This window comes from Mesorhizobium silamurunense (genome assembly GCF_014843905.1).
GTDB classification, from domain to species: Bacteria; Pseudomonadota; Alphaproteobacteria; order Rhizobiales; family Rhizobiaceae; genus Mesorhizobium; species Mesorhizobium silamurunense.
In genome coordinates this window covers 35,574-48,751 of record NZ_LPVS01000014.1, presented here as the reverse complement: position 1 = coordinate 48,751, position 13,178 = coordinate 35,574, and the positions used below count along the sequence as shown (strand labels likewise).

The window sequence follows — 13,178 nt, the reverse complement described above, 5'->3', positions numbered from 1 at the left end:
TCTTATTTATTATTGACAGACTTGCGCCGTTCACTCATTCTGAACGAAAAGCAGTGCGGGGAAACTGACGGGAGGAACAGGGTGGAGACCGGCATTGCGAGGCGCGGTTCGCCCGAGGCTCGGGAGAGCCGGTTGCATCGCGGCACAAACCAGAGCGGCATGCGCGACCACAATGAGCGGCTCGTGCTGTCCCTGGTGCGCCAGCATGGCAGCCTAGCCAAGTCCGACATTGCGCGCATGACAGGGCTGTCCGCCCAGACGGTGTCCGTCATCATGCGCGAACTGGAGGAAGACAAGCTGCTCGTCCGCCAGGCGCCGTTGCGCGGCAAGATCGGCCAGCCGTCGATCCCGATGGCGCTCAACCCGGAGGGCGCCTTCTTCATCGGCCTCAAGATCGGCCGCCGCAGCGCCGAGCTGGTGCTGATCGACTTCCTCGGCAATGTGCGCGCGATGCTGCAGAACTCCTATCGCTATCCGGCGCCGCGCGAGACGGTGGAATTCGTCAGCGCCGGCATCAAGAAAATGCGCGGCGAACTGACGCCGGCGCAAGACAAGCGCATAGCCGGCCTAGGCATCGCCATGCCGTTCGAACTCTGGAGTTGGGCCGACACGGCCGGCGCGCCGCGCGAGATCATGGACGAATGGCGCCATCGCGACATCCGCGCCGACATCCAGGCGCAGTGCGACTTTCCGGTCTATCTGCAGAACGACGCCACCTCGGCCTGCGGCGCCGAGCTCGTCTTCGGCCAGGCGGGAGCGGCGCGCGACTTCGTCTATTTCTACATCGGCGCCTTTGCCGGCGGCGGCATCGTGCTCAACGGCCGGCTGTTCGGCGGGCCGACCGGCAACGCCGGCGCGCTGGGTTCGATGCCCGTGCCCGGGGCGGACGGAAAGCCGACGCAGCTGATCGACGTCGCCTCGATCGCCATACTGGAAAAGGCGCTGAGCGCCAAGGGCATCGACGGCTCCTATCTTTGGACCTCGCCGCAGGAATGGGGCGAGATCGGCGCCGAGCTCGACGACTGGATCACCAGCGCCTCGCAGGCGCTGGCCTATGCGATCGTCGCGGCGTCGTCCGTTATCGATTTCGAAGCGGCGGTTATCGACGGCTGGATGCCTCTCGAAGTGCGGCGGCGACTCGTCGATGCGGTCACGGATGCCATCGTCGGCATCGACGCCGAGGGACTGAAACTGCCCATCGTGCGCGAAGGAACCGTGGGCATCCATGCGCGGGCGCTGGGCGGCGCGAGCCTGCCGCTGTCGGAGCGCTTCCTGATCGGACCGACCACGATTTCCAGGAGCGCCTGATCATGCTGATCGGCATCCCGCCGCTGCTCGGACCGCAGCTTCTGGCGACGCTCAGGGCCATGGGCCATGGCGACGAGATCGCCATCGTCGACGGCAATTATCCGGCCGAGGAACAGGCGCGCAGGCTGATCCGCGTCGACGGCCATCCCATCATTCCGGTGCTCGACGCCGTTTTGAGCGTGCTGCCGGTGGACGAGGCGGTGCCCGAGGCTTTGTTCCGCGCCTCGGTCGACGGCGATCCGGCGCTCGCCGATCCCGTGCATCACGAGATGGAAGCTGTCTGTGCAAAACGCGCGCCGGGCCACAAGGTGATTGCGCTGGCCGGGGCCGACTTCTATGCACGCGTCAAGGCCGCGCACGCGATCGTGGCGACCAGCGAACCCAGGCTTTATGCCAACATCATCATCCGCAAGGGCGTGATCCATCCGCCGGAGACCAAGACACAATGATCCTCTGCTGTGGTGAAGCCCTGATCGACATGCTGCCGCGCACGACGACGGAAGGCGAAGCGGCCTTCGCGCCTTATGTCGGCGGCGCGGTGTTCAACACGGCGATCGCGCTCGGTCGCCTGGGTGCCCCGGCAGGCTTCTTCTCCGGCCTCTCCTCCGACCTGTTCGGCGGCCAGCTCCGGGAGGCACTGGGGGCGAGCAAGGTGAGCTCGACCTATGCGCACACCTCGCCGAAACCGACGACGCTTGCCTTCGTGCGGCTTACCAACGGCCAGGCGACCTACACCTTCTATGACGAGAACACCGCCGGGCGCATGCTCGCCGTGGAGGACCTGCCGAGGCTGGGCGCCGAGATCCAAGCCATGCTGTTCGGCGCTATCAGCCTGATCTCGGAGCCCGCCGGATCCGCTTACGAGGAATTCATGCGGCGCGAGCACGAGAGCCGGGTGATGATGCTTGATCCCAACATCCGGCCGAACTTCATCCCGGACAAGGCCAAGCATCTGAGGCGCATCCGCGAGATGATGGCGATGGCCGACATCGTCAAACTGTCGGACGAAGACCTCAACTGGTTCGACGAAGCGGGCTCGCATGAGGACGTCGTGCGCAACTGGCTGGACCGCGGCCCCAGGCTGATCGTCGTCACCCATGGCAGCGAGGGCGCCGTCGGCTACAGCAAGGAGCACAAGATCACGGTCGTGCCGCAGAAGGTGAAGGTGGTCGACACGGTCGGCGCGGGCGACACCTTCAATGCCGGCATCCTCGCCTCGCTGCACGAGCAGGGCCTGCTCACCAAGGCGGCGATCGGCGGCCTCTCGCAAGACGCGATCCGCGGGGCGCTGGAGCTTGGCGCCAAAGCAGCCGCGGTGACCGTGTCGCGGGCCGGCGCCAACCCACCGTGGCGGCACGAAATCGCCTGATCGGCTGCCCGAGCCGGCCGACGACCCCTGCCCGAGCGATCACTTTATGTTTCCAAAGACCGGAACAGCGCGACAAAAGGCGCTGAGAATGCGCCCGGAAGCCTGGATTTCCGGCTTCCTCGGGCAATACGCCGGCAAAAGACGGTAACAGGCTGCGACACTTGCGCAATTCGCTTCGGCCGTGGCCGGCTTTTTCAGCCGTGCCAAGTCTGGTACCAGCGGGCCGGTTTACTGGCAGCATTGAGGCCGACATGCAGTTCATCGATCTTGGCGCGCAGCGCGAACGAATCCGCGACCGGCTCAAGGCCGCGATCGACAAGGTGGTCGAAGACGGCCGTTACATCCTCGGGCCCCAGGTCACCGAATTCGAGAACAAGCTCGCGGCTTACGTCGGCGTCAAGCATGTGGTGGCCTGTGCCAACGGCACCGATGCGCTGCTTCTGCCGCTGTTTGCGGCCGGCATCGGCCCGGGCGACGCCGTGTTCGTGCCGAGCTTCACCTTCGCCGCGACGGCCGAAGTGGTGGCGCTCGCCAAGGCCGAGCCCGTCTTCGTCGACGTCGATCCCGACACCTACAATATCGACATCGCCAGCCTCGAAGCGGCGATCGACATGATCAAGAAGGAAGGCCGGCTGAAGCCGAAGGCGATCATCCCGGTCGACCTGTTCGGGCTTGCCGCCGATTATCAGGCTATCATGGCGATCGCCAAGCGCGAGAACCTTCTGGTGATCGAGGATGCCGCCCAGTCGATGGGCGGCTCCGCCGACGGCACGATGTGCGGCGGCTTCGGCCATGTCGGCTCGACCAGCTTCTATCCGGCCAAGCCGCTCGGCTGCTATGGTGACGGCGGCGCGATGTTCACCAATGACGCTGCGCTGGCCGACAAGCTGCGCTCCTTCGCTTTCCACGGCAAGGGCGGGACCCAGTACGACAACATCCGCGTCGGCATCAATTCGCGTCTCGACACGCTGCAGGCCGCGATCCTGATCGAGAAGCTTGCCATCCTCGAGGAAGAGATGGTGGCCAGACAAGCGGTCGCCGACCGCTATGCCAAAGGGCTCGGCGACATCGTCAAGGCATCGCGCAATCTGGGCCACGGCCGCTCGGCCTGGGCGCAATATGCCATCGAGACGCCGAAGCGCGACGGGCTGAAGGCCCATCTCGGCGAAAAAGGCATCCCGTCGGTCATCTATTATGTGAAGCCGCTGCACGAACAGGTCGCCTATCGCGACTATCCGCGCACGCCGACCGGCCTCGCCGTTTCGGAAAAGCTGCCGAAGCAGATCCTTTGCCTGCCCATGCACGCCTATCTGAGCGAAGCCGACCAGGACCGGATCATCGAGACGATCCGCAACTATATCGGCTCGAACTCGGCGCATGTAGCGGCGGCGTAGGACCTACTGAGATCGGGGAGAGGTCTGTGATCCTTCCCGCCAGCGCCTCAAAGGTTCTCTAATCTGCGACGCGTGATCACGCGCGCGCGCTCTTCCCCGTCGCAATGAAATGCGGGTTGGCAAAATCCGTGTCGCTTAACTGGTTGCGCTTGCCGTAGACGAGCGGCTGGCCGTCCAGCGTGCGGGTCATGCCGCCGGCGGCGCGCAGCACCGCATCGCCGGCCGCCGTGTCCCATTCCATGGTGCGGCCGAAGCGCGGGTAGATGTCCGCCTCGGCCGCGGCGAGCAGGCAGAATTTCAGCGACGAGCCGATCGAGACGATCTCGGCGGCGCCGAGATCGCGGATGAAAGCCTCGGTTTCAGGCGTGTTGTGCGAGCGGCTGGCGACGACCGCAAGCGGCGTGCCCCCTGCCCGTACGGAAATCGGCCGGCGGCCGACAATGCGATAGTCGTTATCCACTTCGATGGATTCCGCCTTGCCCGGCCGGCCGGAGAAAAAACGCCCGGTGCAGGGCGCAAAGACGACGCCGACTTCCGGCACGCCATGGCGCACCAGCGCGATGTTGACAGTGAAATCGGTGCGGCGGTTGACGAATTCCTTGGTGCCGTCGAGCGGATCGATGAGGAAGAAGGCGCCGTCGAGGTCGGGCGCGGCGATGCCCGCCGCAACCTCCTCCTCGGCCACGCAAGGAATGTCCGGATAAGCGGAGCGAAGGCCGGCGAGGATGATCTTCTCGCTTTCGCGGTCAGCCTCCGTCACCGGCGAGGAGTCGGACTTCTTGTCGACCGCGCAGCCTTCGTGGAAGACGCGCATCACCTCACGGCCGGCATCGAGCGCCAGACGCTCGAAGACGCAGAGCATCGCTTCGTCGTCAGATACCGCCGCCATTGTCATACTGCTCTTCGGCAATGTCGCGCTCGTTCAGCCAGTGTTCCAGGGCTTCCGCCATCTCCTGCGGGCTCCTGCCGAGAGTCTCGAGGTGGATTTCGGCATTCTCCGGCGCCTCATAGGGAGAATCGACGCCGGTGAAATTCTTGATCTCGCCGCTCAGTGCGCGCGCGTAAAGGCCCTTCGGGTCGCGGCGGGCGCATTCCTCGAAGGGCGTGTCGACGAACACCTCGACGAATTCGCCCTCGCCCATCAGCTCGCGCGCCATGCGCCGTTCGGCGCTGAAGGGCGAGATGAAGGAGACGATGACGATCAGGCCGGCATCGGCCATCAGCTTGGCCACTTCGGCGACGCGGCGGATGTTTTCGACGCGATCCGCGTCGGTGAAGCCGAGATCGCGATTGAGGCCGTGGCGGACATTGTCGCCGTCGAGGATGTAGGTGTGGCGGCCGGACGCGAACAACTTCCTCTCGAAGAGATTTGCGATGGTCGACTTGCCCGAGCCGGACAGGCCGGTGAACCAGAACACCGCCGGGCGCTGGTTCTTCAGGTCGGAGCGGCCGCGCTTGCCGACATCGAGCGATTGCCAGTGGATGTTTTCGGCGCGGCGCAGCGAATGCAGGATCATGCCGGCGCCGACGGTGGCGTTGCTGATGCGGTCGATCAGGATGAAGGCGCCGGTCGTGCGGTTTTCGGCGAAGGGATCGAAGGCGATCGGCGCCCGCGTCGACAGATTGCAGACGCCGACCTCGTTGAGGTCGAGCGACTTCGCCGCCTCATGCGCGAAATCGTTGACGTTGACCCGGTATTTCAAATCGGTGACGGTCGCGCTCACCTGGTCGGTTTCGGTGCGCAGGATATAGGAGCGGCCGGGCAGCAGCGCCTGGTCGTCGAACCAGACAATGTTGGCGGCGAACTGGTCGGCGACCTGCGGGCGTGCTGCCGGCGACACCAGCATGTTGCCGCGCGAAACCTCGACCTCATCCTCAAGAACGAGCGTGATGGCCTGGCCGGCAATCGCCTGCTCAAGATCTCCGCCATGCGCGACGATGCGCTTGACCCGGGAAGCCCTGCCGGACTTGGCGACCACGACCTCGTCGCCCTGCGAGACCATGCCCGAGGCGATAGTGCCGGCAAAACCGCGGAAGTCGAGGTTCGGCCGGTTCACATACTGGACGGGAAAGCGGAACGGCAGCTCGACCGCGGCCTCGTCGACCGACACGGTTTCCAGATGCTCGATCAGCGACGGCCCGAAATACCAGGCCGTGCGCTCCGACTGGCTGGTGACGTTGTCGCCGAAGCGCGCCGACATCGGGATCGGCACGACACTGGCGAAACCCAGTCCTTTCGCGAAGTCGCTGTAGTCCGCCACGATGCTGTCGAAGACGGTTTTGTCGAAACCGACGAGGTCGATCTTGTTGACGGCAAGCACGATGTGACGGATGCCGAGCAGCGAGGCGATGATGGAATGGCGCCGGGTCTGGCGCAGCACGCCCTGGCGCGCATCGATCAGCACGATGGCGAGGTCGGCGGTCGATGCTCCCGTCGCCATGTTGCGCGTGTACTGCTCGTGGCCGGGCGTGTCGGCGACGATGAACTTGCGCTTCGGCGTGGCGAAGAAGCGGTAGGCGACGTCGATGGTGATGCCCTGCTCGCGCTCGGCCTCCAGCCCGTCCACGAGCAGCGCGAAGTCGATGTCGTCGCCGGTGGTGCCGTGCTTGCGAGAATCGCTCTCCAGCGCAGCGAGCTGATCCTCGAAAATCTGCTTGGTGTCGGAAAGCAGCCGGCCGATCAGCGTCGACTTGCCGTCGTCGACCGAGCCGCAGGTGAGGAAGCGCAGCAGCGACTTCTTCTCCTGCGCGGCCATGTAGTCGCGGATCGAGTCGGTCGGGGCGAGGCTCTTGGCCATGATGTGGCGCATGCTCAGAAATACCCTTCGCGCTTCTTCTTTTCCATGGAACCTGCCTCGTCGCGGTCGATGAGGCGGCCCTGGCGTTCGGAGGTGCGGGCAGTCAGCATCTCGCCGACGATGGCTTCCAGCGTATCGGCATCCGATTCGATGGCGCCCGTCAGCGGATAGCAGCCCAGCGTGCGGAAGCGTACGAGACGGTTCTCGACCGTCTCGCCCGGGCGCAGTTGCATGCGATCGTCATCCTTCATGATGAGCATGCCGTCGCGTTCGACAACCGGCCGCTCTTTGGCGAAATAAAGCGGCACGATCGGGATATTCTCCTGTAAGATATACTGCCAGATGTCGAGTTCGGTCCAGTTCGACAGCGGGAAGACGCGGATCGATTCGCCCGGCGCGATGCGGGTGTTGAAGATCTTCCACATTTCCGGCCGCTGGTTCTTCGGGTCCCAGGCATGCTGCGCGTTGCGGAAGGAAAAGATACGCTCCTTGGCGCGCGACTTCTCCTCGTCACGGCGGGCGCCGCCGAAGGCCGCGTCGAAGCCGTATTTGTCGAGCGCCTGGCGCAGGGCCACCGTCTTCATCACATGGGTGTGGGTGTTGGAGCCGTGATCGAACGGGTTGATGTTGTCGCGCACGCCGTCCTCGTTGACATGGACGAGCAGGTCGAAGCCAAGCTTCTGCGCCATCTGATCGCGAAAGGCGATCATCTCGCGGAACTTCCAGGTCGTGTCGACATGCAGGAAGGGAAAAGGCGGCTTGGCGGGATAGAAGGCCTTCATCGCCAGATGCATCAGCACGGAGGAATCCTTGCCGACCGAATAGAGCATCACCGGCTTGGAGAAAGAGGCCGCAACCTCACGGAAGATGTGGATGGATTCGGCCTCAAGCCGCTGCAGATGGGTGAGCGCGATGTTCATGGACTGTTGAGCGTTCTTTCGTGCCGGCCAGAACCTTGCTGCAGGCGATTGGCGCGGTTTCCCTCAAACAGCCCGTCAAGCCCTGGACATTCTGGCGGGCGTTCTAGCAGATCGTCATTATCCATAACAATGCAAGACGCGCGCCGAGCACTGCGGTTTGGGAATGAATTTTCCAAGTAAGCCAGATAAGACGGAAAATCCTCCCAGACAAGCTGAGCAATAGAGAGGCGCCGAACAAACCTATTGCCTCGATCGGCTAGATTGACTTTTCCAACGGCTTTCGACCACATCGGCGATTTTTGACTGAACATCCTTCGGCCGCCCTATCGGAGATCGGAGCCAGACGCTATACCGGCGCGGGAAACGGGGCGAGGCGCGACAGAACGGGGTCGAGGGCAACTGCCACCGCCGCGGGTCTGCGCACAACCTGGAAGATTGCGAAGCAAGGCATTGAACCCGTTTACATCGCTCCGGCGCCACCTCACGCCGACACAGATCAACATCTACTTCTCGATCATCTGCTTCTTCTCGCCGCCTGTGCTGGGATCGGTGGTGAGCTTCGTTTTCAACGGCGGCGGGCTGTGGTCCGTTTTCCTGCTCGCCTTCAGGCGGCGGCGATTCAACATCGACGGGCCGATGCTCACCATGACGGTGGCGATCTATGCCTATTGCGTGGCCATGGTTCTTGCCTCGATCGTCAACGGTGCGCTTGGGGCGGATTTGAAATATTTCCTGGCGCTGATCACCTTGGTGTTCTTCCCGTTTTCCTATTCGACCTGGAGCATCACGGACAAGATCACCCTTGCGCGCATCGTCGTGCTTGCAAGTGCCGCGGCATGTTGCGGCGCGCTGGCCATCGCCATCATTCAGTATCACTGGGTCGGCATGCGGGCCGAGGGCGGCGCCGGAAATGCGATCGTGTTCGCGACGGTCACCTGCCTTGCCACCATGATGTGCTTTGCCGGCGCGCTCTCGGGGATCGTGAAGGGCTGGAAGCCGCTGGCCGGCGCCGCACTCGCTGGGGTGGTGGCGATCCTTCTTTCTGGATCGCGCATCATCTGGCTTGCCCTGCCGATCGCCGCCATCGCCGTCCTGCTGATCAACCGCCGCCGGTTCGCCGGCGCCAATCTGATGCGTCTGGCGCTGATCGCCGGTGCGGCCTGCCTGCTGGTTGCGGCCATCGGCCTCCCCGTCATCATGGACCGCACCGACTTCCTGTTCAGCGACTGGGATGCACTTACCACCAAGGGCGATCACTCGACGCCGCTCGGCCTGCGCGTGGCAATGTGGGAAATCGGCGTCGGAGCCTTTCGCGAGATGCCGATTTTCGGCCATGGCATCTCGGCCAGCCGCGCGCTGATGAAACAGGGTTTTCACGATCAATTCGGCATGGACGCAGGTTACAACCATTATCACAACGGCTTTCTCACCGCGGCGGTGCAAGCCGGTTTGTTGGGGGCGCTGGCGCTTGCCGCCATATTCGTGGTCGCGGCCCGGAATGCGGAAAGGGCGCTGCGCCTCAGCGCCGACCCGGTGGAACGGTTCGGCGCAACAATGATCATCGTCACGGTCATCACCTATCTCATCGGCGGGCTGACCGGCATCCTGGTCGGCCAGGACCTTCTCGATTCGACGCTGATGGTGTTCCTGGTTTCCGGAACCTATCTGGCTTGCGGGCGAACGGTGTCGCCGATCGCCAAGGGCACCGCCATGGCGCCGAACGCCACCCACCATTCATGAAGGTTCTGGTCACCGGCGCGACAGGCTTCATCGGGCGCAAGGTCGTCGGCCGGTTGCAAGGGGCCGGATTCGACGTACGGGTCGCCTCACGCCGACTGGAAAGACTGTCGGCCGCGGACGATGCCGTTCTGCTGCCTGGCGTCGATGCGCCCGACGAGGCCTTCCCGGCACTGATGCGCGATGTGACGCATGTCGTCCACTGCGCCGCGCTCAACAACGACCGAAACGCCAGCGAAGCCGACTACCGGGCTGCCAATGCGGCGTTGACCGGGCGGCTGGCCAAGGCTGCGGCGGCATGTACCGGCGGGCGCTTCATCTATCTTTCCTCGATCCGGGCCGTAGCCGGTCCCGGCTTCAGCGGCACGATCAATGAGGAGACGCCCCCCGCCCCGCAATGCGCCTATGGCCGCTCCAAGCGTGAAGGCGAGATTGGGACGCTCGAGGCCTATGCGTCCACCGGGCGTGCGGACGCCACGGCGCTGCGCCTGCCGCCCGTCTTTGGCGAGGGCATGAAGGGCAACTTGGCGTCGCTGATGCGGCTTGCCGACACAGCCCTGCCGCTGCCGGCCGGCGCGCTTGTGGGCGTGCGTTCCTTGATCGCGTCCGAGACGGCAGCGGACGCGGTGCTGCACCTTCTTAGTCGTCCCGGACCACTTCGCCCGGCCTATGTCGCGGGCAACGCCACTCCTCTTGCCATGTCCGAAATCATCACCGCGTTCCGGCAGGGCTTCGGCCGTCCGCGGCGCCTTTTGCCCGTGCCGGCGATACCGCTCCGCCTGGCGGCGACGTTGCTTGGCAAGCAGGCGGCCTGGCAGGCCTTGAGCGCGACCCAGATCTGCGATCCGTCGCTGCTGGCATCGGAAGGCTGGGCGCCGGAGGCCGACACGTTCGACCGGCTTCGCGGCCTGGCGCGGAAGGCCGGTCAGGCCCGGTAAAATGTGCCAATAAGGATTTTGACGTCGAGGCCGATGGAGGCAACCTTGAGGTAGGTAGCATCGGTCTCGGCGCAGAGACTTGGGTCGGACATGTCGATGCCCTTGATCTGCGCGAGCCCGGTGATGCCCGGAAGCGCTGCCAGCACGCCCAGCCGATGGCGGTGCCCGATCAGCTCTGTCTGTGTCGGCAGGCATGGACGGGGCCCGACAAGGCTCATCTCGCCTTTCAGCACGTTCCAGAGCTGCGGCAGTTCGTCGACCTTGGTCCGGCGCAGCACCTTGCCGACCGCGGTGACCGAACCGGCCGGCGCCTCGTGCGTGGGCAAGGATGGAGTGTTGCGATGCATCGTGCGCAGCTTGTGGCAGGCAAAGACAGCGCCGCCCCGCCCGACGCGCGGCTGCGAAAAGATGGCCGGCCCGGGCGACGTCGCCCGGATCGCCAGCATGGCGGTGAGCACAATAGGCGACGTCACCGCCAGCGTCACGGCCGCGATAGTCAGGTCGAAAGCCCGCTTTGCCGTCACGGCTCAGATCCGGCGCCAACGTTGCGGACTTTGGGTAACATGTGTTAGCCGATCTGTCCGACCGTTTTCGGCGCCGTCTGCTCGGGCGCGCCGCCAGTGCTTTGCTCCGCCCGGTAGAGCCCCGCCAGGATGGCAAGCGCGGCTGCCTTGTCCCGATCGTGCATCGCGGCCGCCAGCGCCGGCAGCGCGGCCTCGATCCTCGGCCATTCCACGACATCGCTCCTGAGGCCGAAGAGCTTGGCGATGTCGAGCTTGACGACCTCTTCATTCTCGCCATGCAGCGTCTCGTGCAACTTTTCGCCCGGTCTGATGCCGGTGAAGCGGATCGGAATGTCGGTATAGGGGCTTTTGCCGGCCATGCGGATCATGGTTTCGGCGACTTCGAGGATCGGCACGGGCTTGCCCATATCGAGCATGTAGATGGCGTAGTCGTCGCTGCCCTGGCGCTGCTCGGCATCGGCGGCCGACATGATGACGAGGTCGACCGCTTCGGCCACCGTCATGAAATAGCGGGTCATGCGCCGGTCGGTGATGGTGACCGGCCCGCCGGCCTCGATCTGCGCCTGGAAGACGGTTGCCACCGAGCCATTGGAGCCGAAGACATTGCCGAACCGCACGGCGATGAATTTGGTGCCGGGACGATGCACGCCTGGGGCGCCGGCCTGATGGCCGTTCAGTCCGCCGGCATGGATAAGCGACGGCGCGGCGTTTGTTTCATGCAGCGAGGAGACGATCTGCTCGGCCGCCCGCTTGGTGACGCCGAGCACCGAAGTCGGGTCGACGGCCTTGTCGCTGGAAATCAGCAGGAACTGCGGCACCCCGCATTCGGCGGCGACCTCGGCACAGGCGAGCGTGCCGAAGACATTCGTCTCGATCGCCGCTTCCCAGTTCTCTTCCAAGAGCGGCACGTGCTTCAGCGCCGCGGCGTGAAAGATGATCGCGGGTTTGAACTCGCCGACGAGGCGCATCATGTGCGGCCGGTCGGTGACGTCGACGATGCGGCTGGTCAGCCGGTCGCGGTCTTTTTCGTCGATCAGCTGATCGAGCTGGAAAATGCCGAACTCGGAATTGTCGGCCACCAGCACCGCTTCGGCGCCGAGCTCCAGCGCGCGCTTGACCAGGACACGGCCGATGGAGCCGGCGCCGCCGGTGACCAGCACGCGCTTGCCGCCGACGAAGGCGGCGATGCGCGCCGTGTCGGTGGCGACTGCCGAACGGCGCATGATGGTTTCCATCTCGACGGCATCGAGAACCAGCTTGCCGCCCTGCCCCAGTTCCGAAAGGCCGGAAAACTGGACGACGGCGATGCCGCTGTGGCGGGCGACGCGCACCAGCTCGGCATAATCCTCGATCTCGCGCTCGACCCCCTTGCCGAAGATCAGGAGATCGAGGTTTTCCGTGCCGTTGACATATTCTTCCAGCACCTCGACCAGGCGCGGCCTGAGCGCCACGACCGGAACGCCCTGGATCTGGGTGCCGAGCGGCGCGTCGCTCTCGGTCGCCATGATGCCGGCGATGGCATATTCGGCCGGCACGGCCGTGCGGGTGAAGCGGACGATCACGTCGGCCTCGCTCAGCCGGCCGATGAACAGCGCCTGCTTGATCGGCTCGTCGCTGGACGCGCGGCGCAGGATGCGCCAGGACGCGCCGTCGCGGAGGAAGCGGTAGTAAAGCCTGGGCGCCGAAATGATGGTGAAGGAAACCAGAAAGAAGACGATGAACTGGCGTTCGTTGAGGCCGGCGACCGGCTGAAAAAAGGAGCGGAAGGCAACCGCGGCCAAATAGAGGACCACCGTCAGGCTGCCGCAGCCCTTGAGGATGTTGAAGAAGTCGGGCGTGGAGGCAAAGCGCCATACGGTGTTGTAGAGGCCGCTATAGCGAAACAGCACATGGGCGGCGAGCACGATGGCCGCCCAGCAGGCAAGCCCGCCAGAAGAGAACGCGTCGAAGGAAAGCCGCGACTGCGACAGGGTGAGACTGAGCGCCACCGAGACCAGGACCATGACAAGGTCCTGGACCATGATGATGGCCCGCCGCATCTTCGGTCGGATACCCGATACGGCTTCTGCGTACGCGGTCATTGGGTAGTACTGAACTCCAGGCGTGGGAATATGACTACCAGAACGACGCCGGATCGACCATCGTCGTCCACCGCCACTCCAGATTGCAATCCCCAACCCCGTCACCCGT

At 64.6% G+C, this 13,178-nt stretch carries 11 protein-coding genes; 6 read left to right on the top strand and 5 right to left on the bottom strand.

What is annotated here, in order from left to right; translation table 11 throughout:
- Positions 1-81 precede the first annotated feature (81 nt).
- The 4 genes from AU465_RS03575 to AU465_RS03560 all read left to right on the top strand — a co-directional run bounded on the left by AU465_RS03575 (position 82) and on the right by AU465_RS03560 (position 4,071).
- Positions 82-1,308 (top strand): ROK family transcriptional regulator, encoded by a 1,227-nt coding sequence (locus AU465_RS03575; protein WP_192244096.1) that lies wholly within the window; start codon positions 82-84, stop codon positions 1,306-1,308.
- Between the two features lie 2 nt (positions 1,309-1,310).
- The gene (locus tag AU465_RS03570) at positions 1,311-1,757 is read left to right on the top strand and encodes an RbsD/FucU family protein (RefSeq protein WP_192244094.1); all 447 of its coding nucleotides are present in this window, start codon (positions 1,311-1,313) and stop codon (positions 1,755-1,757) included.
- The gene (locus tag AU465_RS03565) at positions 1,754-2,677 is read left to right on the top strand and encodes a carbohydrate kinase family protein (protein WP_192244092.1); all 924 of its coding nucleotides are present in this window, start codon (positions 1,754-1,756) and stop codon (positions 2,675-2,677) included. Before AU465_RS03570 ends, AU465_RS03565 begins: the two co-directional genes overlap by 4 nt.
- A 251-nt stretch (positions 2,678-2,928) precedes the next feature.
- The gene (locus tag AU465_RS03560; protein ID WP_192244090.1) at positions 2,929-4,071 is read left to right on the top strand and encodes a DegT/DnrJ/EryC1/StrS family aminotransferase; all 1,143 of its coding nucleotides are present in this window, start codon (positions 2,929-2,931) and stop codon (positions 4,069-4,071) included.
- A gap of 76 nt (positions 4,072-4,147) precedes the next feature.
- Here AU465_RS03560 and cysQ read toward each other — a convergent pair whose 3' ends face one another.
- Genes cysQ through cysD form a run of 3 tightly spaced genes read right to left on the bottom strand, consistent with a single transcriptional unit; the run spans position 4,148 to position 7,789 of the window.
- Positions 4,148-4,933: a 3'(2'),5'-bisphosphate nucleotidase CysQ gene (gene cysQ / locus AU465_RS03555; RefSeq protein WP_192244172.1), complete on the bottom strand. Its 786-nt coding sequence runs from the start codon at positions 4,931-4,933 to the stop codon at positions 4,148-4,150.
- 10 nt (positions 4,934-4,943) lie between these two features.
- Positions 4,944-6,881, bottom strand: coding sequence for a sulfate adenylyltransferase subunit CysN (cysN, locus tag AU465_RS03550; protein ID WP_192244088.1), 1,938 nt, complete (start codon positions 6,879-6,881; stop codon positions 4,944-4,946).
- 2 nt (positions 6,882-6,883) lie between these two features.
- Complete coding sequence (gene cysD / locus AU465_RS03545; RefSeq protein WP_126101397.1) at positions 6,884-7,789, bottom strand: sulfate adenylyltransferase subunit CysD; 906 nt, start codon at positions 7,787-7,789, stop codon at positions 6,884-6,886.
- Positions 7,790-8,239: 450 nt separating this feature from the next.
- On the opposite strand from cysD, the gene AU465_RS03540 reads away from it, so the two are divergent.
- The gene (locus tag AU465_RS03540; protein ID WP_192244086.1) at positions 8,240-9,529 is read left to right on the top strand and encodes an O-antigen ligase family protein; all 1,290 of its coding nucleotides are present in this window, start codon (positions 8,240-8,242) and stop codon (positions 9,527-9,529) included.
- On the top strand, positions 9,526-10,464 hold the full coding sequence (locus AU465_RS03535) for an NAD-dependent epimerase/dehydratase family protein (RefSeq protein ID WP_192244084.1): 939 nt from the start codon (positions 9,526-9,528) through the stop codon (positions 10,462-10,464). Before AU465_RS03540 ends, AU465_RS03535 begins: the two co-directional genes overlap by 4 nt.
- Here AU465_RS03535 and AU465_RS03530 read toward each other — a convergent pair.
- Positions 10,452-10,988 (bottom strand): sugar transferase, encoded by a 537-nt coding sequence (locus AU465_RS03530; RefSeq protein ID WP_192244082.1) that lies wholly within the window; start codon positions 10,986-10,988, stop codon positions 10,452-10,454. The genes AU465_RS03535 and AU465_RS03530 overlap by 13 nt on opposite strands.
- A 44-nt stretch (positions 10,989-11,032) precedes the next feature.
- On the bottom strand, positions 11,033-13,069 hold the full coding sequence (locus tag AU465_RS03525; RefSeq protein ID WP_192244080.1) for a UDP-N-acetylglucosamine 4,6-dehydratase: 2,037 nt from the start codon (positions 13,067-13,069) through the stop codon (positions 11,033-11,035).
- Between the last annotated feature and the right edge of the window lie 109 nt (positions 13,070-13,178).

Coding starts and splice junctions, on each gene's coding strand:
- AU465_RS03570 (WP_192244094.1), top strand. CDS start 1,311: ATGCTGATCGGCATCCCGCCGCTGCTCGGACCGCAGCTTCTGGCGACG.
- AU465_RS03565 (WP_192244092.1), top strand. CDS start 1,754: ATGATCCTCTGCTGTGGTGAAGCCCTGATCGACATGCTGCCGCGCACG.
- AU465_RS03560 (WP_192244090.1), top strand. CDS start 2,929: ATGCAGTTCATCGATCTTGGCGCGCAGCGCGAACGAATCCGCGACCGG.
- cysQ (WP_192244172.1), bottom strand. CDS start 4,933: ATGCTCTGCGTCTTCGAGCGTCTGGCGCTCGATGCCGGCCGTGAGGTG.
- cysN (WP_192244088.1), bottom strand. CDS start 6,881: ATGCGCCACATCATGGCCAAGAGCCTCGCCCCGACCGACTCGATCCGC.
- cysD (WP_126101397.1), bottom strand. CDS start 7,789: ATGAACATCGCGCTCACCCATCTGCAGCGGCTTGAGGCCGAATCCATC.
- AU465_RS03535 (WP_192244084.1), top strand. CDS start 9,526: ATGAAGGTTCTGGTCACCGGCGCGACAGGCTTCATCGGGCGCAAGGTC.
- AU465_RS03525 (WP_192244080.1), bottom strand. CDS start 13,069: ATGACCGCGTACGCAGAAGCCGTATCGGGTATCCGACCGAAGATGCGG.